The organism is Streptomyces sp. NPDC096310 (assembly GCF_044763125.1).
In the GTDB taxonomy this organism is placed as follows: domain Bacteria; phylum Actinomycetota; class Actinomycetes; order Streptomycetales; family Streptomycetaceae; genus Streptomyces.
In genome coordinates this window covers 364,702-386,419 of the sequence record NZ_JBIWFO010000003.1, presented here as the reverse complement: position 1 = coordinate 386,419, position 21,718 = coordinate 364,702, and the positions used below count along the sequence as shown (strand labels likewise).

Here is a 21,718-nt window from a genome sequence, read left to right as displayed (position 1 = left end):
CAAGTGGGGGAACATAGCGCGGAGTCGCCAGTTGGCCAGACCGGCGATCCCCGGATCATTAACGATCCGCCGCCACTCCCTGCCCGCCTTCCCGGAAGGAACCGCAACACCTCAGGAACACCAACGACATCACGCCTACCCGCATCAACCACGCACCGGTCACGCTGCCGCATAGCTGAGCCGGAATAGCTCGGCCGCGCGCTCGACATCGCGCTCGGAACGCAACCGCACCTCCAGGTCGCCCGTTCCGTGGTGGCCGAGCCCCGTCACGTCCCGGGTGAAGCCGGGGATAAGCTCGACTGCCTTCGGGTCAGCCTTGAGGTAGACGAGGAGCTTGGTCTGCTGCGGCGGACAAAGGCAGGCGAAGTTCCGCAACCTCTGATACGCGGCGTACTGCTTACGCTGAACCCGGGTGACCCCATCCCCGAGACCGAGCAGCACCTCGTCGACCGCATCCGCCAAGTCCGCCAGCGCACCGCCCTGCCCGCGGACAGGCGTCGGCCCGGCCGCGCGACGGCGGGCTCCCTTGGCAACAGCAGCCGCCCCGGTAACGGAGGCCACGGTCTCCAGGCCGAGCAGGTCGTCGCCGAAGAGTCGATAGCGGACAAGGTCGATGCTGTGCCGGTGCTCGCGTACGGCGTGCACGTCGTAGCGGGTGAAGTCGCCGGCCACGCAGATCAGCCTCGGCGCGCTCCACAGGATCTGGGAGGCGGCCGTGGCCCCGAGCCGGTCGCGGACCAAGTGCGCGAACTCAGCCCGGTGGTCCATCAGCCACGCCAGGTAGAACAGCCCCTGGTTGATGACGCCCGCGTCGGTCGCGCGCTTGTACTCGACGATGACCGGCGCCCCGTTCTCGTCCAGGCCCAGCGAGTCGATCCGCCCTCCGTGCACCGACCCGGTGCCGTACTCGCTCGCCAGGAACCGCACCCCCAGCAGCCTCTCCATGTGCGCCTCGACGAGACCCTGCACATCCGCCTCGGCCTCGGCCAGTCGCGGCACGACCTCCGTCACGCCACCGTTCGTGTGAAACAGCTTCAGGCCCGACACCTTCCCCTCCTCGGCTCCGTACGCCGCAACAGCGAACAGATACCGGATTGTTTCCAGGAGGAGCCTCGGAGCTGTAAAGATGTTGTGAGAGAGTATCAATCGGCTTCTGAGGCCCTCCCGCCTCAGATCCCACATACGTCCCACGACACACAGGGACGAGCGCCGGAAGGACTGCGTTTTCGCAGGTCAGCCCCCGTAGCTCAGTGGATAGAGCAGGTGCCTTCTAAGCACTTGGCCGCAGGTTCGAGTCCTGCCGGGGGCGCTCTTCTACGCGCGGTGCACGGCCCTCCCGTCAGGGAGGGCCTTTGCGCAGGTCGACGTAGTTTAGCGAGAGCGCTGTAGTGACGGCGTAAGGCCCACCGCCGCCTGCGAGGCTCACCGCCGCCCCCGAGCTCACCGCATCCGACCCGGCCGCACTTCCCCGTACCGTCCGCGTTCTCCCGCCCCCCACCGCGCCCCCCTGTGCCCCGGAAACGATCTCCGGACTTCCCGGGTTGCCCCGACTCATCCGGAAAATTATGCGCAAATCCCGGGAACTATTCACGCCCGTCACGAGGTCTTACCCAGGGACGAGGGGCCCGCGGCGATCCGAGAGCGCGGGCCGGACCACGGGGAAAGGTTCTCTCATATGCGCACCCGGCTCCGCGAGTGGCGGTGGTGAGTGTGGCGGTGGCTGTCGCGGTGGCGGTGGGTGTGGGCCACCGCCACCGCGCCCGACACCACCCGGGCGCCCTTCCCACAGACGTGATCACGCCAGGGCGGCAGAACCGGCCGGCCGGGCACCGGGGGAATTTGTCATCGCACACAACGATTGGCACGCGGAACGGGCAGCGAACAAACGAGAAACGGGCGGCCCCGGCGTTGTTCCCGGCCACCCCGGGCGCCGCGGATCGGATTCGGGTGAATTCCCGGATTGTTCACCCATACGCTCCGCCGCCGCCTCCCCGGCGCCGCGCGGACCGCGACCGGAAAACGATGGCTCGCCGATGACGGGCCGCTTCCCATGTGCATCGGCCGAGATACGCATAAACGCAGATCACCGAAGATCGGCCATTTCGGGCAACTCCCGGCCGCCTTCACCGCGAGACGGGCCCGCCGCCCCCGAGGCGCCCCGTCCCGTACGGCGCGGGGCACACCCTTCGAGAGCTGCCCTTTCACCCGGCCGTTCGACCGGCCGGGCAGCGCCCGTTCGGAAGCGGTCACGCCGCGGAACAAGCGAATCGGTCACCCGCGCTGCCCGGCCCGGCCTCAGCACCTATGGGTGAGTTGCCGCAGAGCATTTGCGCAACTTGGCGTGCTCTCACCCTGCCGTGGCGCGATGTCCAACACAGAACGACGAGAATGAGCCAAGTTCACAGCTCACCGATCCAAGCTTTCGTACTGGGCCGCCTTACCTACGAGTAGCGCTGCATTATCGCTGGGTACCGGAGTGATCTCATCGTGAATCCGGGCCGACAGTGGTGTTCGTGCGTGCCGCCGTCCGCTGGGACGGTGGCACCAGACCACGGGGGCCGACCCGGGAGGGGAGGCGTTCCGTGGGCCAACTCTTCGGTCGCATCAGGAAGGCAACGGGCGACAATTGCAGATCAATCTTCTCGGACCGATGGAAGTAATCGACGACGGGGTTCAGGTCCGGATACCCGGAGAGAAGTTACGCTCGATCATGGCGGCCCTCTCCTTGTCGGTGGGCCGTTCCGTTTCGCGGAGCGAGCTCATCGACGAACTATGGGGCGAGGAGCCCCCGAACAGCGCTGAAAATTCATTGCACGGCCACATTGCCCGGTTGAGACGGGTGTTGGTCGCACACGGAGGGAAGGCCGCTCTGCGCAATGTCATCCAGACCTCGCCGACCGGGTACGTCCTGGAACTGGCAGAAGAGGACGTCGACGCCTCCCGGCTGCTCCACCTGGTGGCCCGCGCCGACGCGGCGAGCGCGCACAGCCCGAGGGAAGCCGTCGACCTGCTGAACGAGGCGGTGTCCCTGTGGCGCGGCCCGGCGCTGATAGACGCCGGGCACGGAATGATCTGCCAAGTGGCGTACACGCAACTGGAAGAGGTCAGACTGGGAGCGTACGAAAGGCTCTTCGACATCCGCCTCCGGCTCGACCACCCCCGGGCCGTCATCCCGGGGCTGGAACAACTGCACGCCAGGTACCCGCTGCACGAACGCTTCTGTGAGCAGCTCATCACCGCCCTCTATCTTTCGGGGCGGCAGGCCGACGCGCTCAACACCTACCACCGCACCCGCGAGTACCTGTCGCAGCATCTGGGGCTGCAGCCCGGACACGGACTGCGTGACACCTTCCAGGACATCCTCCGCCAGGCTCCTCACCTGACGAGGGCGACCGCCGGCGAAAGGGTCACACCGATTTCGTGACCCTCAGGATCTGCCAGATGGCTCCCAGCCGCGCCCGGCCGTGGAAGGCCAGGTACTCGGGGGACACGAGCTGGGGGCCCCACTTCTCCTTGTAGGCGAGCTGGCTGGCCGCGGGATAGACCTTGTCACCGTGGTCGGCCAGCAGCCGCATGATCCGGCGGGTGGCCTTGCTGGCCCCGTCCGGATCGTGCTCGTCGGCGAGCCCGGTGAACGGGGTGAAGCCGAAGTGCAGCCACTCCGCGCCCTCCTGGCGGAACATCTCCAGCGCGGTGAGGTTGATGGCCTCCATCACACCGGGCGGCGCGTCCGGCAGCCGCCGGCTGAGGTCGTGCAGCCAGCCGGGGCGGGTGCCGTACGCGGGCGAGTACGAGATGTACGCGATGGCCACCCCGTCGAGCCGCCCCAGCATCAGCCGGCGGGCGTGCTGCACGGGCCCGCCCAACTCGCCCACCAGGAACTCGATCTCCTTGACATGGCGGCCCTTGCTCCGCAGCCAGGCCCCGTCGATGCCGTCGATCTCCGCCGCGCACTCCTCGTAGGGGACCTCGGTCACCTCAAGGCCACTGCGCCGGGCCTTCGATATCTTGTTGCGGAGTTTCATGAAACGGGTTCCGCGCAGGGCGAAGTTCGGCAGGTGCACCGAATACGACGAACCGACCTGATTGACCGTGAAGCCACACCGGACATAGAGCTCGACGTCCGAGGTGAGGAGCTGTATGGCGACCACCTTGCGGCGGCGCCGGCGCGCATGGTCGAGGAACGCCTTCAGCAGCGCCTCCCGCTGGTCCTGCGGGGCGTGGACACCACCGAACTGGATGAAGTACGAGCCCGCCTCGCGATAGGAGACGACCCCGTCCAGCGACGGGTCGGTGAAGTACGCGTTGCCGGAGTTGAGCGCGAGGAAGGCGCTGGGATTGTCGCCGTCCTTGCGGAGCCTTTCCAGGACGTCGAGCACTTCTTGGTCGGATACCTCTCCGCTGCGCGTCGTCATCTCACTCCCGTTGCCTGATGCGTCGAGTTACGGGGCCGAGTGCCCGGTGCCGTGCCCCGCAGACTCTCCGGCATCTCTCTTCCATTTCCCTGAAACGCCCGTCTCAGCGCGGTCTCAGCGGCGTCTCAGCGCCGTCTCCGGGGATTGTCAGGGGGGTCTGTGATGGTCGTAACCACCACTTGGAACTGCGAACTTTCCCGTCGGACGATGGGAAATGGAGAGCGGAGGGGCTGCGTGAGCAGCGACATCACGACGCCTTCGGCGTCAGGAAAAGAAGATTCCGGAACGCCTCGCCCTGAAGTCCCCACCTACCTTTCCCTCATTGACGGAAAGAACGTTCCGAGCGGGTCCTGGGTATACGTGGTCGACTCGGACGCCCTGCTCGACGACGCGTTTTCCACGCTGACCCTGAAGCGGAAGCTGGAGAGCGGCCGTATTTCCGCCGAGAATCTGCCGGCCACCATTGTCGGCCGGGTGGCGAGGGCGGACCGGCAGACCACCGATCTGGCGGTCGAGGCGGCGGCCGCGGCGGTCGGGCCCTGGTCCGCGTTCCCCCCGGAGACTCGGATCGAGCGGTTCGGCACCCTGCTGTACCGCAGGCTCGTCGAGCAGGCCGATCAGATCACCGAGGTCCTCGTACGGGAGGGGCACCCGCTCGCGCTGGCCCGCTGGCAGGTGTCCGGGGCCCTGGAGGTCTTCGGCCCCGAGTCGCTGGGCTTCTACCGGAGCCAGATGCTCCAGGAGTACCGGCACGGGGAGCGGACGATCTCCGTACGCCGCCGCCCCGACGGGGTGGTCTGCCTCAACCCGCCGCAGAACGCCCCGCTGTCCAGCGCGCTGCTCGGCGTGACCGCGATCATGGCCGGCAACGCCCTCGTCGTCCGGGCGCCGCGCAGCGCCCCGCTGGGCGCGATGTACGTGCTACAGGAGGTCGTGGCCCCGGTCCTGGCGGAGCTGGGCGCCCCGCCCGGCACCCTCGGCGTGGTGTGCGGCGACCCGGCCCCGATGCTGGACGCCTGGCTGGAGAGCCCGCTCGTCGACGACATCATGTACTTCGGCAGCAGCGAGAACGGGATGCGCTTCCAGGAGCGCTGCATCGCCGCGGGCAAGAAGCCGATCCTCGAACTGGCCGGCAACGACATCGTGCTGGTGTGGAAGGACGCCGATCTGGATCTGGCGGCCGAGGCCATCACCGAGAGCTTCTACGGCTCCGGCCAGCTCTGCATGATCCCCAACCAGGTGGTGGCCCACCCGGAGATCGCCGACGCCCTGGTCGCCCGGCTCTCCGAGAAGGCAGCGCTGATCAGGCCGGGACGCTCCTCGGAGGAGGGCGTCCTGCTCACCCCGGTGCTGCGCAACGAGAAGTTCTTCGCGTGTCTGCGCGACGCCCTCGACCACGGCGCCGAGCTGGTGTGCGGCGGACACGCGATGCAGGAGGACGGGACCCGCGACACAGCCGGGATCTTCCTGGAGCCGACGGTCGTGAAGGTACACGGACTGGCGCAGGCCCGGGAGGTCCAGGCCGTCCGCGAGGAGACGTTCTTCCCGCTGCTCCCGGTGATCGTGGCCGAGCCCGCCCCCGACGACGTACTGCTGGAGCGGTTCATCGACTTCGTCAACGGCAACGCGTACGGGCTGCGGAACTCGGCCTGGGCCCGGGACCCCGAGGTGGTCGACCGGATCGTCACCCGGATCACCCAGGGCGGGCTGCTCAAGGTGAACGACTCCCACATCGGCTTCCTGCCCTATCTGCCGACCCACGGCGGGACCGGACTCACCGGGGGCGTCTTCGGCGAGGCCAACTACCCGATCCTGCGCACCTCCCACATCCAGGGCGTGAGCGTCGCCACCGGCGCGCGCCCCTCCGAAGCGGTGTTCGGCGCCTGGAAGGCCCTGCAGGCCGCCGCCGAACGCTGACCGCACCCCTCTCTCGCGGGCCGGGGCCGCCTCCGTACGGAAGCCCCGTGCGCGGCGTCCGTACGCCCGCGAACCATCCCGAACAGAACTGAGAAGGATCCATGCGCTCGTTGGATGCCGCACGCGAGACGTGCGAATCATTCCTGCCCGGACTGCTCGATCTGCTCTCCGGCACCTCGCTGGAAGAGCTGGAAGCTCCCAAGAACCCCGCCCTCGACCACTTCCGCAAGGCCGGCGGCCCCGGACTCGTGATCCCCAAGACGTACGGCGGGGCGGGCGCCGACCCGCTCCAGGCCCTCGCGGTGACCCGGGCCCTCGCCTCCAAGGCGCCGTCCCTGGCGATCGCCACCACGATGCACCACTTCTCGGTGGCGACCCTGTTCACCCTGGCCGAGTCCATCCAGAGCAGCGGCATGGAGTGGGCGCTGCTCGAAGGGATCGCCGAACAGCGGCTGCTGGTCGCCTCCGGCTTCGCCGAGGGCAGGCCGGGCCGGGGCATCCTCTCGCCGATGATGACGGCGACCAAGGCCGACGGCGGCTATGTGATCAACGGCGCCAAGAAGCCGTGCAGCCTGTCGCACTCGATGGACCTGCTCACCGCGAGCGTGGCACTGCCGACCGACAGCGGTGAGCCGCGGATGTCGGTGCTGCTGATCCCCCGCGAGACCGAGGGCGTCACCATCCACCCGTTCTGGGGCAGCCGTACCCTCGCGGGCGCCGAGAGCGACGAGGTGCGGCTCACCGACGTCTTCGTCGACGAGCAGCTCATGATGCACACCGAGCCGGGTGACGCCGGGAACCTGGACGACCTCCAGACCGTCGGGCTGATCTGGTTCGAACTGCTCATCTCCGCCTGCTACCTCGGCATCGTCAGCGGGCTGGTCGAGCGGGTCGTCGACGGCGGCCGGGGCAGCGACTCCGACCGCGCCCGGGTGCTCACCCGGCTGGAGACGGCCGCCCTGCTGCTGGAGGGCACCGCCCGCATGATCCGGGACGGCGAGACGGGCAACGCCGGGCTGGCCAGCACGCTCGTCGCCCGGTACGCCGCCCAGGACGCGCTCGGCGACGCGCTGAACCAGACCGTCGAACTGCTCGGCGGGACCGCCTTCATGTCCTCCTCCGACGTGTCCTACCTGGCCGGCGCGGCCCACGGGCTGTCCTTCCACCCGCCGTCGCGGGCGAGCTTCACCACCCCGTACCTGGACCACGTCGCGGGCCAGCCGCTGCGTCTGACCTGAGGAGGCGGAGCCATGACCACGACACCCACGCTTCCCCCGGCCCTGCCCCCGGCCTCCCCGGCGGCCCCCACGCCCGCGCTCGGGCGTGAGGAGCTGGGCAAGCTGTACCGGGCCCGTCTCAGCAAGGGCCGGGCGACGCTCGGCGAACTGTTCGGCGGGCACATCGAGGTGGCGTCGCAGGGCGCCTGGGTCACCACCTCGGAGGGCAGGACCTTCCTGAACTGCGGTGGTTACGGCGTCTTCCTGACCGGCGCCCGCCACCCCACCGTCATCCGGCATGTCGCCGAACAGCTGGCCACCCACCCGGTGGCCACCCGTCTCTTCCTCGAACCCCAGGTCGCCCTGGCCGCCGACGCCCTGGTGTCCGTGGTGCCCGAGGGGCTGGAGCGGGTGCACTTCGCGGGCTCGGGGGCGGAGGCCGTCGAGACCGCGATCAAGCTGGCCCGCACCCGGGGCCGCCATCGGCTGATCGCCACGGAGAACGGCTACCACGGCAAGACCATGGGCGCGCTCAGCCTCACCGGCAAGAGCGTCTTCCAGGACCCGTTCCGGCCGCTGCTGCCGGAGACCAGCCATGTCCCGTTCGGCGACGCCGCCGCCCTCGAACCGCTGCTGGCGGCCTCCCCCGGCGAGGCGTGCGTCTTCATCGAGCCGGTGCAGGGCGAGGCCGGGGTGGTGATCCCGCCGCAGGGCTATCTGCGGGCGGTGCGCGATCTGTGCGACCGGTACGGGGCCTACCTCGTCCTGGACGAGATCCAGACCGGCCTCGGCCGACTGGGCACCTGGTGGGGGGCCGACCGGGAGGGGATCTCCCCCGATGTGCTGCTCGTCGGCAAGGGGCTGAGCGGGGGCGTCGTCCCGGTGTCGGCCGTGGTCGCCACCCGGGAGGCGTTCGGCGCCTTCGACCGGGACCCGTATCTGCACACCTCCACGTTCTCCGGCGCGCCGCTGGCGATGGCCGCCGTACGCGGATCGCTCGCGGCGATGCACGAGGACGACCTCGTGGCCCGCTCCCGCGATCTGGGCGCCGAGATCCTTCCGGAGCTGGACCGTATCGTCCGCTCGCACTACGGCTCCGCCGTGCGCGAGGTGCGCGGGCAGGGGCTGCTGCTGGGGATCGAGTTCACCGACCCGGGCCCGGCGGGCGATCTGCTCATCGAGCTGATCATGAACGGCGTCATCGCCAACCACTCGCTCAACTCGCACCTGGTCCTGCGCTTCACCCCTCCCGCGGTGCTGACCAGGGGCGACCTGGACTTCTTCTACGAGGCGGTCGACCGCGCGTGCCGTGCGCAGGGCGCCCGGTACGCACCCACAGCAGAAGGCGGCAACATCCATGCGTAGCGTTCAAGTGATCGTCCGTGTCCATGACGTCGCCGCGGCCGCGGCGTTCGAGCGGGTCGGCGCCTTCAGCCGGTATCCCGAACTGACCGAGGTCATCCGTTCTGTGACCTCCCGTCAGGTCTCGGAGAAGGAGGAGGTCAGCGACTGGGACGTCTACTTCCGCAACGGCATCCTGAGCTGGAGCGAGACGGACCTGTTCGACCGGGACGCCCTGACCATCACCTTCGAGCAGACCGACGGTGACTTCGCCGAGTTCGCCGGGGTGTGGCGGCTCACCGCGGACGGCCAGGACTGCCTGGTCGACTTCAGCGCCGAGTTCGACTTCGGCATCCCCAGCCTCGCGGGCATCCTGGACCCGGTCGCCGAGCGGGTCTTCAAGGAGACCATCGCCCGGGTCGTCATCAGCATCTTCGGCGGCAACGCCGCCGTGGTCGGTGACGAGGCGGTCGCCCGCGCCGTCGCCGAGGCGCTGGGCACGCCCGTCACCGCCGCGTCCGGAGCGCGCTGATGGACGGGAAGAACCTCTTCGAGACACAGACCACCTACCGGCTGATCCGGCTGGAGTACGGGCTCGGTCTGGTGATCGCCGCGGTCTTCTTCTTCGCCCACATCGACGAGGTCCGGTGGATCCCGGCGATCGGGCTCTTCGTCTACATCGACCTCATCGGCTACATCCCCGGGGCCATCGCGTACCACCGCTCGAAGACCAAGCGGATCCACCGGGGTTATTACGTCGCGTACAACGTGATGCACAGCCTGGCCACCCAGACGCTCGTGGTGCTCGCGTGGATCTGGCTGTGGGGCCCGGAGTGGGCGCTGCTGGTCGTCCCCATCCATCTGTTCGGGGACCGCGCGCTGTTCGGGAACTTCCTGAAGCCGTTCGCGCTGGACTTCGAACCGGTGGCGCATCCCGCGTACACCCGCTTCACCGGCCAGTTCGCCACCACGGCCGTCACACCCGCCGCGCAGCCCGAACCCGCCGGCGGGGTGACCGCCACCGCCCGGCAGCCGCAGGGAAGCTGACGGCCCCACCGCCACCGCACCGGCCGGCCGGCACACACCGGCGGCCGCCTCCGGAAGGAACCCCTCATGGAAGACGTCTACAAGCGCCTGGTGGAACTGCTCACCAGCACCTTCGGTCTGGACGCCGGCTCCATCGAGCCGACCAGCACCCTCAGCGGTCTCGAACTCGACTCGCTCGCCCTCGTGGAGCTGTCGGTCGCCGCGCAGGAGGAGTTCGACGTACCGATCGACGACAGCGAGCTGGGTCCCGAGTCGACCGTCGGTCAGGCCGCCGAGATCATCTCCGGCAAATTGGCCACCGTCTGATGAGCGGCCGACCGACGACCTCCCCGGCACCGGCCCGGTTCGACGCGGCGATCACCGGCGTCGGCATGGTCACCGCCGCCGGGGTCGGGGTGGAGCAGAGCTGGGAGCGGATCCGCGCCGGCGCCGGTACGGCGGCCTCCGAGGTCCCCGCGCTGGCCGGGCTGCCCGCCGACTTCGCCTGCGCCGTGACCGACTTCGACCCCAGCGCGCTGATCGAGCGCAAGCAGGTGTGGCGGCTGGACCGCAGCAGCCAGCTCGGGATGGTCGCCGCCCACGAGGCCGTCGCCGACTCCGGTCTCGACCGGGACTCCTGGGACGCCACCCGCGTCGGGGTGATCCTCGGCAACGGCATCGGCGGCGCCGCCACCTGGGAGAAGCAGCACAGCGTGCTGCTGGAGAAGGGGCCGCGCAGGGTCTCCCCGCTGCTCGTCCCCATGCTGTCGCCCAACATGTGCGCGGGGTACGTCTCCATGATGCTCGGCGCCCTGGGCCCCAGCCTGGTGACGGCCACGGCCTGCGCCTCGGGCACCACGGCGGTGGGCATGGCGCGCGAACTGCTGCGCAGCGGCGTCTGCGACGTGGTGATCACCGGGGGCACCGAGGCGCCGCTGGTGCCCTCGCTGATCTCGGGGTTCAGCCAGATGCGGGCCCTGGCCGACCGCCGCGACGACCTGACCGCCACCTCCCGGCCCTTCGACGCCGACCGCAGCGGCTTCGTCGCCGCCGAGGGCGCGGCCGTCCTGGTCCTGGAGCGGGCCGAGGACGCCCGGGCGCGCGGCGCCCGGATCCGGGCCATGGTCAGCGGTTACGGCGCCTCCGCCGACGCGCATCACGCGACCGCCCCCGACCCGAACGGCAGGGGCGCCGAACTCGCCCTGCGCGCCGCGCTGCGCGACGCCGGGGTCGGCCCCGACGAGGTGGACCACGTCAACGCGCACGGCACCGCGACGATGCTGAACGACGCCACCGAGGCCCGGACGATCCGCCGGGTGCTCGGGGAGCGGCCCGCCGTCACCTCCGTCAAGGGGGTGGTGGGCCACTCCCTGGCCGCCGCCGGCGCCATCGAGGCGGTGGTGACAGCGCTCACCCTGGAGGAGGGTCATATCCCGCCCACCGCCAATCTGGAGAGCCTGGATCCGGAGCTGGAACTCGACATGGTGTTCAAGGCCGGGCGCGATGTGCGCGCCGAGGTGGCCGTCAGCAACTCGTTCGGATTCGGCGGTCAGAATGCCGTACTGCTGTTCACGGCGGCCTGACCGGTCCGCGCCCGGCCTCGGCACCCGGCCGGGTGCCGAGGGCGCGCACCACGGCGGCGGCCAGGGCCGCGTGGCCCCGGCTGTTGGGCCGGGGCCGGTCGCGGCTCCACACGGCCGCCGCCGCGGCGTCCGGGCGGCGGGGGCCGGGGTCGACGTAGAGCGTGCCGTGGCGCAGGGCGACGGCCCTGGCCTGGTCGGAGACGCGCCGCTGCCGCTCGGCCGCCCGCTCGCGGCGGTCGGCGGGCAGGCCGGGCCAGGCGGCCAGCGGCGGGGAGCCGACCAGCACGACGTCGTGACCGGCGTCGCGCAGCGGTGCGACGATCCGTACCAGCTCGGCCGTCAGCCCGTACAACCCGAACGTCTCGTCCTGGGTGTACGCGGTGCCGCAGCACACCAGCGCGAGGTCGCCCCGGAAGGCGAGGGCGGCCGGGAGCTGCCCGGAGCGGACCTGGGCGAGGCGGCCCGTGCGCCGGCCGAGGAGGTTGAGGTAGGCGATGCCCTCGGCGGCCTCGTCCAGGGCGGCGGCGACCCGGTCGTACCAGGGCCGCGTGCCGTACCCCTCGACCGGCTCGGCGGCCCGCTCGACGGCGAGGTCCCCCAGCACCACCAGCCGGCGCCACGGGGCTCCGGCGAGGAGCGCCCGTGCCTCGCCGGGCCGCAGGCAGTGCGGGTCGGCGGCCTCTTCGACGGCGGTCCCCGGGGCGTCGCCGTGGCCGGTGCCGGCGGCATGGGCGGTGTCGTTCTCGATGGCGTTCCCCTCCCTCCGAACCCTTCCTTGCTGCCCGGCCGGAATCAGGTCCACTCCACCGTCCGGCCGCGGGTCGCCGGCCGGCGGCCGGTCTCAGGAAGATCTCAGCGTGATCTCAGAACGCTGCGGCAGCATCGGTGGCGCGGCGGGAGCGGTGATCGTTCCGCCCCCGCGGCAGGGAGAGGTACCCGAAGCGGTCCAACGGGGTTCCGGGGCAACCCGGATCGGGTGAAAGCCCTCGCAGGTTCGAATCCTGCCCTCTCCGCCGACCATCCGATGCCGTGGAGCGACCCCGCCCGCGCGGGGGACCCGCCCGGGGCAGTCGGACAGCCAGGGCGACGGCGCCGCGCACCGTACGCGCGCGTTGTCCCGTACACCCGTTCCCGGAAGTTGCCGGGCCCGCCCTCCGGGGCCGTGGGCCCGTTCTGTGGCACCACCCGAGACGTTGCGAACCGCGAAGGGAAGTCCGGATGATCGAGAAACTGCTCAAGGGCCCGCTGGAGTTGGTGGAGAACAACTTCAAGCAGCCCGACGGACGCGCCGGTCGGCTGATCGGCCATGTGATGGCCAAGCAGCACCGTACGCTCACCGTGTGGGCGATCGAGCACATGGAGGTACGGCGCTCGCAGCGGGTCCTGGACATCGGCTGCGGCGGCGGTATGGCCGTCAAACTCCTTTCGGAGCAGGCGAGTCAGGGGTTCGTCGCCGGGGTGGACTACTCCGCCGAGATGGTCCGGCAGTCCGTACGGCGCAATGTCGACGGGGTCGCCGCGGGGCGGGTGGAGATCAAGCAGGGCGACGCGGGCGCGCTGCCGTACGAGGACGCGTCCTTCGACCAGGTGAGCGCCATCGAGACGTTCTACTTCTGGCCCGACCCGATGCGCGGGCTCAGCGAGGCGTACCGGGTCCTCAAGCCCGGCGGGCAGGTGGCGATCACCCTGGAGATGAGCCGGGAGGCGTCCGACACCCCCACGGCGAAGCAGCGTCTTCTCGGGAAGCGGTTCACCGAGCGCTCCGAGCGGGAGGGGCTGCGGATCCTCTCCGGGGACGACCTGGTGGAGATGTTGGGCAAGGCCGGTTTCCAGGACGCCCGGTTCGTCTCGGAGCCGCTCCGTTCGTTCGGCTGGGTCTGCGCCCTGGCGCGGAAGTGAAGGGGACGGAGCCCACGATGACGGCAACACACGACACGGTCGCCCCGGTCAGGCCCGGAACGGCCCCCTCCGCGCCGGAGGCGCGCAGCCTGCCCGTGCTGGGCAGCGTCCTGGACTTCCGCAAGGACATCCTGGACGCCATGCACCAGGGCTGGCGCGACCACGGCGATCTGGTCCGCTACCGGCTCGGTCCCGTCGTCGTGCACGGCGTCTCCAGCCCCGAGCTGGCCGGCGAGGTGCTGACCGACAGCGCGACGTACGGCAAGCTCGGCCCGGACAACCCGCTCCGGCTGATCCTCGGCGAGGGCCTGCTCACCAGCGACGACCACGAGAGCTGGATGCGCAACCGGCGCATGATGCAGCCGATCTACACCAAACAGGCGATCGCCCGCATGTTCGCGTCGATGTCCGAGTCGACCGCGAACCAGGTCGCGCACATGGCCGCCTCGTACCGGAGCGGCGACGTGGTGGACGTCCACGCGGAGATGATGCGGGTCACCCTCGACATCGTCAGCCGGTGCATGTTCTCCACCGATGTCGAGCAGACCAGGGACGGCATCAGCCCGGAGGCCGTCGACGTCGCCATCAACTACGCCTTCGACCGGCTCCAGAACCCGTTCAGCCCGCCGACCGACTGGCCGACCCCCCGCAACCGCCGATTCCAGGCGGTCATGAAGGGGATCGACGACATGACGTACGGGATCATCGCGGAGCGCCGCAAGGCCGCCGCCGACGGGGTCTCCCGCGGCGACGGCGTGCCCGACCTGCTCGACATGATGCTGGACGTACGGGACGCCGACACCGGCGAGGGCATGAGCGACCGTCAGGTGCGGGACGAGGTCATCACCACCTTCGGCGCCGGCCACGAAACCACCGCGATCACCCTCACCTGGGCCTTCTACCTGCTCTCCGGCAACCGCGGGGCGCTGCGCCGGGTGCAGGAGGAGGTGGACCAGGTCCTCGGCGACCGGATGCCCACCATGGAGGACCTGGCGGCGATGCCGTACGCGCTCCAGGTCTTCGAGGAGGCGCTGCGGCTCTACCCGTCGGCACCGATCGTGCCCCGGCTGGTGCTCAAGGACACCGTGCTCGGGGGCCACACCGTGCCGGCCGGCTCGCGGCTGCTGGTCAACCTCTACAACATCCACCGCCACGAGCGGCACTGGGACGACCCCGAGCGCTTCGACCCGGACCGCTTCTCCGCCGAGGGGAAGAAGGGCCGCCACCGCTTCGCGCACATGCCCTTCGGCGCGGGACCGCATCTCTGCATCGGCAAGCACTTCGCGCTGATGGAGGCACATCTGCTGCTCGCCGCGCTGGTACGGCGGTACGAGTTCCGGCATGTGCCCGCGCACCGGGTCGTCAACCAGGCGTCGATCACGCTGCGGCCCCGCTACGGAATGGACATGACCGCGCACGCGCGTACGGGGACACCCGGCGCCCCGTAGCACGGAACAGCAGAGGCAGAAGCAGTACCAGCACCGGTATCGGATGGGAAGACGGACCCGATGAACTTCGACCCCAGCACAGCGGACGCGGAGCGCCTGAACTGGACGCAGTACCGTCCGGGCCAGGAAGCCGGCCACTACGAGAGCTTCTACCAGCGGGGCAATCACCCGACGGAGCCCCGGGCCTTCTGGATCCGGTACACGATCTTCAGCCCCGCCGGCATGCCCCACGCCGCCATCGGCGAGCTGTGGGCGATCTACTTCGACGGCACGACCGGCCGTCATGTGGTGGCCAAGGAGGAGTACCCGATCTCCGACTGCCACTTCAACCCCGACTCCTTCGGCGCCCGGGTGAGCGACCGGGTCCTGGAGCCGGGCAGTCTGAAGGGCGAGGCCGTCGGCACCAACGGCCGCATCGGCTGGGACCTGAGCTACGAGGGCTCGGAACCGCCGCTGCTCCTGCTGCCGCCCGCCATGTACACCGGCGGATTCCCCAAGGCGAAGAGCCTGGTCGGGATCCCGCTGGCCAGCTACACCGGCAAGCTCACGGTCGACGGAGAGACCATCGACGTCGACGGCTGGACCGGCAGCCAGAACCACAACTGGGGCAGTCGGCACACCGATCACTACGCCTTCGGCCAGGTCGCCGGGTTCGACGACCACCCGGACAGCTTCCTGGAGATCGTCACCGGTACGACGCGGCTGGTCGGCCCGGTCAAGACGCCGAAGATCACCTTCCTGGTGCTCCGTCACGACGACCGCGAGTACAACCTGTCCGCGCCGCGCCAGGCGCTCAAGGCCAAGGCCGACTTCGGGTACTTCTACTGGGACTTCGCCAGCTCCGACGAGACCGTCGCCGTCCGGGGCCGCTTCACCGCCGCCCCCGAGGACTTCGTCGGCCTGAACTACTACAACCCGCCGGGCGGCATCAAGCACTGCCTCAACACCAAGATCGGCCGGTGTGAGCTGGAGATCCTCAACAAGGCGACGCGCAAGATCCAGCGGCTCACCACGAGCAACCGCGCGCTGATGGAGATCCTGACCGACGACCGCGAACACGGAATCGCGATCCGCGCATGAGCCCGCGTCGCGCCCCTTCGAGCGGGCCGCCGCGGCCCGCGAGCCGCGGCGCGTCCCGGTTACCGTCCGGCCTGTCCCGGCTGACCGGCCGTCACCGGTGGCCGCTGGCCGTGCTGTGGCTGCTGCTGCTCGGCGTCGCCGGCTGGCAGGCGGCCCCGCTGCCGGGGCTGCTCAGCGGCGGCGGGTGGTACGTGCCGGGCTCCGGCTCCGCCGTCGCCGCCGGGCGGCTCACCGACGGCTTCGAGGGGCGCGGCGCGACCTCCCTGACCCTGGTGGTCAAGGACACCCGGCACCGCTCCGGCGATCCCGCCTTCGACACCCGGGTACGGGAGGCGGCCGAGGCCGTGCTCCGGGACGACGGCCTCAAGGCCACGGGCGCGTACGGCTACACCACGCTCACCGGCGAGCGGGCGCGCTCGGCCTTCCTCGGCGAGGACGGCAGGACCGCCCTGGTCCGGGTCGGCTCCGCGCTGGACGACGGCACGGCACGCCGACTGCTGCCGGACATCCAGGACGGCCTCAGCCGGAGTTACGGGCCGCAGGGCCTCCAGGTCTCCCTGGTGAGCCAGGCCGCGCTGTGGGGCGAGGTGAACCAGCTCAGCGAGCGCGGGCTGATCATCGCCGAACTCATCACCCTGCCGCTGATCCTCCTGGTGCTCCTGCTGCTCTTCCGCAGCGTGGCCGCCGCGCTCGCCGCCCTGCTGGTCGGCGTCACCTCGGTGGTCTTCGCGCTCGCGGTGCTCGCCGTGATCGCCCGGCGGACCGAACTGTCGGTGTTCGTGCAGAACGCCGCCACCATGCTCGGTCTCGGCGTGGGCGTCGACTACTCGCTCTTCATGATCATGCGTTTCAAGAGCGAACTGCGCGCCGGGGAGGGGCCGGTCTCCCGGGCGGACACCGAGCGCGCGCTCGCCCGTACGCTGCGGACCTCCGGCGAGACCGTCGTGGCCTCGGGGGTCACCATCGTGGCCGCCATGTCCACGCTCTTCCTGGTGGATCTGGGCGTCATCCGGTCGATGGCCCTGGGCGCCGTGGTCGTGGTCGCCTTCTCGGTCCTGACCAGTGTGGTGCTGCTGCCCGTACTGCTCCATCTGCTGGGCCCCCGGATCGAGTGGGGCCGCTTCGGCCGGCGCGGTCCTGCCGCCGGGCGGTCCGGCGGCGGCTGGGTCGCGGTGACCCACGCGGTCATGCGCCGCCCCGCGCTGTTCCTGGTGGCCGGCGTCGCCGCGCTGGCCGCCCTCGCGCTGCCGGCCCTGCGGCTGGAGACCTTCACGCCGGACGCCCGGGTCGTCCCCGCGGACGCGGCCGTACGCCAGGGGTACGACACCATCAGGGACGAGTTCGGAGTGGGTGGCGCCGCCCCGCTCCAGGTGGTGGTCGCGTCACGCGTACCGCTCCAGGAGCGCTCCGACGCGGACGCCGGCCGGCTGCTGCGCCTCCACGACACGCTCACCGCGCTGCGCGGTGTGGTACGGGCCGACTCGGCGGTCGACACCCTCCGCCAGGCCGGCGGGGAGCGGCCGTTCGCGGCCCTGGCGGCGCGGGACCGGCTGCCCGGGGACGCGCGCGCCACCGTCGACTTCTTCGTCTCGGGCGACGGCAGGACCGCGCTCATCGAGGTGGTGGCCGACGACACGGCCTCCTCCGACGCGGCACAGGACCTGCTCGTCGCCGTACGCGCCGAGGCCGCCGCCTTCACGGCCGGCGGCGCGGGGTGGACGGTCCATGTCGGCGGGGAGACCGCGGAGGGCGTCGACGCCAACAAGGTCATCGAGGACGGTCTCGTACCGGTCATCGCGACCATGCTCGCCGTCATCTACCTGCTGCTGCTCATCACCTTCCGTTCGGTGTTCCTGCCGCTCAAGGCCATCGCGATGAACCTGCTCTCCGTGGGCGCCACCTACGGTGTGCTGGTGCTGGTCTTCCAGGACGGCCTGGGGAGCGCGCTGTTCGGCCTCGACGTGGACGGCCATCTCACCAACTTCGTCCCCGTGCTGCTGGTCACCCTGCTCTTCAGCCTCAGCACGGACTACGAGGTCTTCCTGCTCAGCCGGGTCCGCGAGGACTATGTCGCCACCGGGGACGACATCGGCAGCGTGGCGCGCGGCATGTCCGCCACGATGCCGCTGATCTCCGGCGCGGCCGTCCTCATGGTCGCGGTCTTCGCGGCCTTCGCGTTCGCCGGCATCCTGCCCATCCAGCAACTCGGCCTCGGCATGGCCCTGGCCATCGCGCTCGACGCGACCGTCATCCGGCTTCTGATCGTCCCGGCGTCCATGCGGCTGATGAGCCGGGTGAACTGGTGGATGCCGGGCCGCAAGCGGGTGCCCGCCGGCGGCCTGACCGGCCCCGGCGCGCCGACCGGACCCGCCGGGCCCGTACCCGTACCCCCCGAACACACGGACAGCATGCAAAGGACGGCCCCCAAGTGACCGACCGCACCGACCGGACCGCCGCAGTGCCGGGGGAGCCCGACACCCCCTCCCGGATATCCGAGACCATCGTCATCCGGGTCTCCCCCGAGGCCGCCTACGCGGCCGTCAGCGACGTGGCGCGGATGGGCGAGTGGAGCCCCGAGTGCCGGGGCGCGTGGATCCTCGGCCGGGGCGGCCCTGCCCGGCCGGGCATGCGGTTCATCGGGCGCAACCGCGCCCGCTGGCTGCCGTGGCCCACCCTGTGCCGGGTGGTGGAGGCCGAGCCGGGCCGCGCCTTCACGTTCCATGTGAGCTTCCTCGGTATCCAGGTGGCCGGCTGGTCGTACCGCTTCTCGACGCTGCCCGAGGGGTGCGAGGTCCGCGAGGAGTGGCGGGACCGCCGGGCCGGCCCGTTCGGCATGGCGCTCACCGCCGTCACCCCGCTGGTGACCGGTGTCGTACGCCGCAGGGCCCGTAACCGGACGACCATGCGCACGACGCTCGTCGCGCTGCGCGACGCCCTGGAGTCCGGGCGGTAGATCCCGTACCACGGCGGATCCCGCCCCACCAGAGAAACAGACACCCGGACAGGAAGGAGCCCCACCATGCCCCACGTCATCACCGGTGCGCGTACCGGCGGGCCGGAAGTGGACCAGACGCCGGCAGCGGATCCGGCGTCCGTCCCCGGCGCCGAACTCTGCCTGGACTTCTACGCCAGCCTCGCCTCCGGCATAGCCGTGGTCACGGCGCCCTCGGACGACGGGCCGGTGGGGACGACCGTCTCGACGGTCACCTCGCTCTCGGCCGACCCGCCGCTGCTGCTCGTCTGCCTGTCGCACTCCTCGCGCACGCTCGCCGCGATCACGCCGGGTTCCGCCTTCGCGGTGCACCTGCTCGACGAGGAACAGCGGGGCCGTGCACGGCTGTTCTCCACCGCCACCCCCGCCGAGCGGTTCGCCGCCGAGTCGTACGAGGAGGTGCTCGGCGTCCCCGTGCTCGCGGACACCTTCGCCTGGTCGATCTGTGTGACGGAGGAGGTACGGGCGTACGGCGACCACTGCCTGGTCGTCGGGCGGGTCGCCGCCCTGCACATGGCCGCCGGGCGGCCGCTGATCTGGCACGCCCGCGGATTCCACGCCCTGGCGGACGGGGCGGTGCGATGAAGGCCCCGGCGACGGGCCCGACAGGTCCGGCGGGCCCGACAGGTCCGGCGGGCCCCGGCTCGGTCCGTACGACGGCCCCGGAGGCCGTACGGGCCGGCGGGGAGCCCTGCTGGGAGCCGCCCGGCACCGCCCCGGGAGCGGCCCCCGCCGCACGGGTCTCCGGCGGGCTCACCGCCGATGTCGTGGTGGTCGGCGCCGGTCTGGCCGGCCTGTCCACCGCGTACCACCTGATCGAACGCGATCCCTCGCTGGACATCGTCGTCGTGGACGCGCGCGGTCCGGCCGCCGGGGCCAGCGGCCGGGGCACCGGCCTCCTCGGGCCCCGGGTCGGCCCGGCCATCGACCGGGCCGCCCGGCGCTTCGGCCCGTCCACGGCGCGGCGGATGTATCTGGCCTCGCTCGCCGCGGTGGACCGGGTGGTCGCGCTCACCGAGGAGCTGGGCGCGCCGTGCGGGCTGCGTGCCGGGGAGCAGATCGTGGCGACCCGGGGCGCGGACGGGCTGGCCGCCCTCGCGCGGCAGGCGCGGACGTACCGGGCGCTGGGCCTGGACGTCCCCGTCCTGTCGGCCGCCGCCATCCGCGAGCGCGTCGACGTCCCGTACCACGCGGGGCTGCTCTACCGCTCGGCCGCCACCCTGAACCCCGCCGCGCTGAGCGGCGCGCTGGCGGCGGCCTGCGCGTCGAAGGGCGTCCGCTTCCACGGCGACTCCCCGCTGCGGGGCGTGCGCCCCGGCGCCGGCGCCACCCCCACCGAACTGCTCTTCCCCAGCGGCACGGTACGGGCGCGCAAGACGGTCCTGGCCGTCAACGCGGCGGCCGGACCGCTGGGGCTGCCCGTCGGCACGGTCCTGCCCCTCCAGGTGCACGCCGTGGCCACCGCCCCGCTCGGCGCCGAGGCCCGCGCAGCGCTGGGCGGCGCCACCGGGACCGCGCTCGTGGACAGCATGTCCCTGGCCCCGTACTTCCGCCTCAGCCATGACGGGCGTCTGGTGATGGGCGGCGGCAGGGCGGTCCATCTGCCGGGGCTGCGCCCCGACCGGGCCGCCGCGCTGCACACCGCCACCTGGACCTGGCTGGAGGAGCGGCTGCGCCTGCTGCACCCCGTGCTGGCGGATGTGGCGGTCACCCACCGCTGGTCGGGGCAGATCGGTATGACCCTGGACGACCTTCCGGTGGTCGGGCGGGTGGGGGGCCACCCGGACGTCTGGTACATCGGCGGCTGCTGCGGTCACGGCCTGGCCATGTCGGTGGCGCACGGGGCGCATGTCGCGCACTCCCTCACCGAGGACCCCTCAGGGGCCCACGCCCCCGCCGCCTACCCCTGGCACCGGGACCGGGCCCCCCGGGTCCCGCTCACGGCCCGCCCGGCCAGGCCCCTGCTGCGGGCCTACCTGAACAGCCTGGACCGGGCGGCCCGGCGTACGCCCTGAAGCCGTACGCCGGGCCGCCGCTTTCTCATCCCCTCCGTACCTCCATACCTCCATGAACGGACAAGTCATCATGTGGACCGACCGACTCATCACCGCGCTCTTCGTCGTGGTCGGTGCGATCAATCTCGTGCCCGGCTTCGTCGCCGTCGCGCCGTCCCGGATCAGCACGGCGTACGGGGTGTCGGTCGCCGGTGCCGACTCCGCCGATCTGACGATGCTTCTGCGGCATCGCGCGGTGCTGCTGGGGCTCGTCGGAACCGGTCTGCTCTGCGCGGCGTTCATCAGGTCGCTCCGGGTGCCCGCGCTCAGCGCCGGCGCGATCAGCATGGGAACGTTCCTGCTGCTCGCTTACACCACGTCCGGGCTCAACGACGAGAACATGCGCGTGGCGCGGATCGACATCGCCGCGTTCGCGCTCCTGGTGCTCGCGGCGGTTCTGGTGCTGCGCAAGAAGGCCTGACGTCAGGCGCGTTGTCCGCCGGGAAGACCGCGCCCCCGGCGACTCCACCTCACAGGAGCCGCCGGGGGCGCGTGGTGCGGAGAGGGCAGGATTCGAACCTGCGAAGGCTTTCACCCGATCCGAGTTGCCTCGGAACCCCGTTGGGCCGCTTCGGGTACCTCTCCTCACGGTGGGAGGGGGTCCAGGACCGTCCCGCCGTGCTGATGATTCTGCTCGTCCGGCCTGATATTTCGCTGAGACGGGCCTGAGATGGCGACGCGTTCCGGGGAGGGACGCGGTCCGCCGACGCGCACGTGCGAATCCGTGGCCTGTAAACCTGTGGACC

The 21,718-nt window shown here is 71.2% G+C and carries 19 protein-coding genes and 3 tRNA genes; 18 read left to right on the top strand and 4 right to left on the bottom strand.

The features are described from left to right. Nucleotides 1-159: 159 nt before the first annotated feature. Nucleotides 160-1,047 carry a DUF5655 domain-containing protein gene (locus ACIQ7D_RS10010; RefSeq protein ID WP_403935692.1) on the bottom strand — a complete coding sequence of 296 codons (888 nt, stop codon included), beginning with the start codon at nucleotides 1,045-1,047 and terminating at the stop codon, nucleotides 160-162. Between the two features lie 189 nt (nucleotides 1,048-1,236). Here ACIQ7D_RS10010 and ACIQ7D_RS10005 point away from each other — a divergent pair. Together ACIQ7D_RS10005 and ACIQ7D_RS10000 are read left to right on the top strand one after the other, a co-directional pair. Then, a tRNA-Arg gene (locus ACIQ7D_RS10005) sits at nucleotides 1,237-1,309 on the top strand. Nucleotides 1,310-2,626: 1,317 nt separating this feature from the next. Beyond that, on the top strand, nucleotides 2,627-3,424 hold the full coding sequence (locus ACIQ7D_RS10000) for a BTAD domain-containing putative transcriptional regulator (protein WP_403935690.1): 798 nt from the start codon (nucleotides 2,627-2,629) through the stop codon (nucleotides 3,422-3,424). Here the strand turns inward: ACIQ7D_RS10000 and ACIQ7D_RS09995 are convergent. Further along, nucleotides 3,408-4,415: a bifunctional lysylphosphatidylglycerol flippase/synthetase MprF gene (locus ACIQ7D_RS09995; RefSeq protein WP_403935688.1), complete on the bottom strand. Its 1,008-nt coding sequence runs from the start codon at nucleotides 4,413-4,415 to the stop codon at nucleotides 3,408-3,410. The genes ACIQ7D_RS10000 and ACIQ7D_RS09995 overlap by 17 nt on opposite strands. Before the next feature lie 207 nt (nucleotides 4,416-4,622). Between ACIQ7D_RS09995 and ACIQ7D_RS09990 the strand changes: the two genes are divergently transcribed. The 7 genes from ACIQ7D_RS09990 to ACIQ7D_RS09960 all read left to right on the top strand — a co-directional run bounded on the left by ACIQ7D_RS09990 (nucleotide 4,623) and on the right by ACIQ7D_RS09960 (nucleotide 11,499). Beyond that, nucleotides 4,623-6,332: an aldehyde dehydrogenase family protein gene (locus tag ACIQ7D_RS09990; RefSeq protein ID WP_403935686.1), complete on the top strand. Its 1,710-nt coding sequence runs from the start codon at nucleotides 4,623-4,625 to the stop codon at nucleotides 6,330-6,332. Between the two features lie 101 nt (nucleotides 6,333-6,433). Then, complete coding sequence (locus tag ACIQ7D_RS09985; protein ID WP_403935684.1) at nucleotides 6,434-7,570, top strand: acyl-CoA dehydrogenase family protein; 1,137 nt, start codon at nucleotides 6,434-6,436, stop codon at nucleotides 7,568-7,570. 12 nt (nucleotides 7,571-7,582) lie between these two features. Continuing rightward, nucleotides 7,583-8,914, top strand: a complete 1,332-nt coding sequence (locus ACIQ7D_RS09980; protein WP_403935682.1) for an aspartate aminotransferase family protein — start codon at nucleotides 7,583-7,585, stop codon at nucleotides 8,912-8,914. Continuing rightward, the gene (locus tag ACIQ7D_RS09975) at nucleotides 8,907-9,422 is read left to right on the top strand and encodes a type II toxin-antitoxin system RatA family toxin (RefSeq protein WP_403935680.1); all 516 of its coding nucleotides are present in this window, start codon (nucleotides 8,907-8,909) and stop codon (nucleotides 9,420-9,422) included. Before ACIQ7D_RS09980 ends, ACIQ7D_RS09975 begins: the two co-directional genes overlap by 8 nt. Then, nucleotides 9,422-9,937, top strand: a complete 516-nt coding sequence (locus ACIQ7D_RS09970; protein WP_403935679.1) for a hypothetical protein — start codon at nucleotides 9,422-9,424, stop codon at nucleotides 9,935-9,937. Before ACIQ7D_RS09975 ends, ACIQ7D_RS09970 begins: the two co-directional genes overlap by 1 nt. A 66-nt stretch (nucleotides 9,938-10,003) precedes the next feature. Continuing rightward, the gene (locus tag ACIQ7D_RS09965) at nucleotides 10,004-10,243 is read left to right on the top strand and encodes an acyl carrier protein (RefSeq protein WP_403935677.1); all 240 of its coding nucleotides are present in this window, start codon (nucleotides 10,004-10,006) and stop codon (nucleotides 10,241-10,243) included. Then, entirely contained in the window at nucleotides 10,243-11,499 is a 1,257-nt protein-coding gene (locus tag ACIQ7D_RS09960) for a beta-ketoacyl-[acyl-carrier-protein] synthase family protein (protein WP_403935675.1), read from the top strand. The genes ACIQ7D_RS09965 and ACIQ7D_RS09960 overlap by 1 nt, the downstream gene beginning before the upstream one ends. Here the strand turns inward: ACIQ7D_RS09960 and ACIQ7D_RS09955 are convergent. Further along, on the bottom strand, nucleotides 11,486-12,301 hold the full coding sequence (locus tag ACIQ7D_RS09955; RefSeq protein ID WP_403935673.1) for a GDSL-type esterase/lipase family protein: 816 nt from the start codon (nucleotides 12,299-12,301) through the stop codon (nucleotides 11,486-11,488). The two genes, ACIQ7D_RS09960 and ACIQ7D_RS09955, sit on opposite strands and share 14 nt — an antisense overlap. A gap of 124 nt (nucleotides 12,302-12,425) precedes the next feature. Here ACIQ7D_RS09955 and ACIQ7D_RS09950 point away from each other — a divergent pair. From ACIQ7D_RS09950 to ACIQ7D_RS09910, 9 genes are all read left to right on the top strand, one after another. Next, nucleotides 12,426-12,512 (top strand) — tRNA-OTHER (locus ACIQ7D_RS09950). A 205-nt stretch (nucleotides 12,513-12,717) separates the two neighbouring features. Then, nucleotides 12,718-13,398 (top strand): class I SAM-dependent methyltransferase, encoded by a 681-nt coding sequence (locus ACIQ7D_RS09945; RefSeq protein WP_403935671.1) that lies wholly within the window; start codon nucleotides 12,718-12,720, stop codon nucleotides 13,396-13,398. 17 nt (nucleotides 13,399-13,415) lie between these two features. Further along, complete coding sequence (locus tag ACIQ7D_RS09940) at nucleotides 13,416-14,846, top strand: cytochrome P450 (protein ID WP_403935670.1); 1,431 nt, start codon at nucleotides 13,416-13,418, stop codon at nucleotides 14,844-14,846. Between the two features lie 60 nt (nucleotides 14,847-14,906). Continuing rightward, nucleotides 14,907-15,926, top strand: coding sequence for a hypothetical protein (locus ACIQ7D_RS09935; protein ID WP_403935668.1), 1,020 nt, complete (start codon nucleotides 14,907-14,909; stop codon nucleotides 15,924-15,926). Next, nucleotides 15,923-18,358 (top strand): MMPL family transporter, encoded by a 2,436-nt coding sequence (locus ACIQ7D_RS09930; protein ID WP_403935666.1) that lies wholly within the window; start codon nucleotides 15,923-15,925, stop codon nucleotides 18,356-18,358. The genes ACIQ7D_RS09935 and ACIQ7D_RS09930 overlap by 4 nt, the downstream gene beginning before the upstream one ends. Further along, the gene (locus tag ACIQ7D_RS09925; protein WP_403935664.1) at nucleotides 18,355-18,879 is read left to right on the top strand and encodes an SRPBCC family protein; all 525 of its coding nucleotides are present in this window, start codon (nucleotides 18,355-18,357) and stop codon (nucleotides 18,877-18,879) included. The genes ACIQ7D_RS09930 and ACIQ7D_RS09925 overlap by 4 nt, the downstream gene beginning before the upstream one ends. A 66-nt stretch (nucleotides 18,880-18,945) precedes the next feature. Continuing rightward, nucleotides 18,946-19,503, top strand: a complete 558-nt coding sequence (locus tag ACIQ7D_RS09920; protein WP_403935662.1) for a flavin reductase family protein — start codon at nucleotides 18,946-18,948, stop codon at nucleotides 19,501-19,503. Then, nucleotides 19,500-20,933, top strand: coding sequence for an NAD(P)/FAD-dependent oxidoreductase (locus ACIQ7D_RS09915; protein ID WP_403935660.1), 1,434 nt, complete (start codon nucleotides 19,500-19,502; stop codon nucleotides 20,931-20,933). Before ACIQ7D_RS09920 ends, ACIQ7D_RS09915 begins: the two co-directional genes overlap by 4 nt. A gap of 52 nt (nucleotides 20,934-20,985) precedes the next feature. Continuing rightward, on the top strand, nucleotides 20,986-21,393 hold the full coding sequence (locus ACIQ7D_RS09910) for a hypothetical protein (protein WP_403935658.1): 408 nt from the start codon (nucleotides 20,986-20,988) through the stop codon (nucleotides 21,391-21,393). A gap of 77 nt (nucleotides 21,394-21,470) precedes the next feature. Here ACIQ7D_RS09910 and ACIQ7D_RS09905 read toward each other — a convergent pair. Continuing rightward, nucleotides 21,471-21,557: transfer RNA gene (locus tag ACIQ7D_RS09905), tRNA-OTHER, on the bottom strand. Between the last annotated feature and the right edge of the window lie 161 nt (nucleotides 21,558-21,718).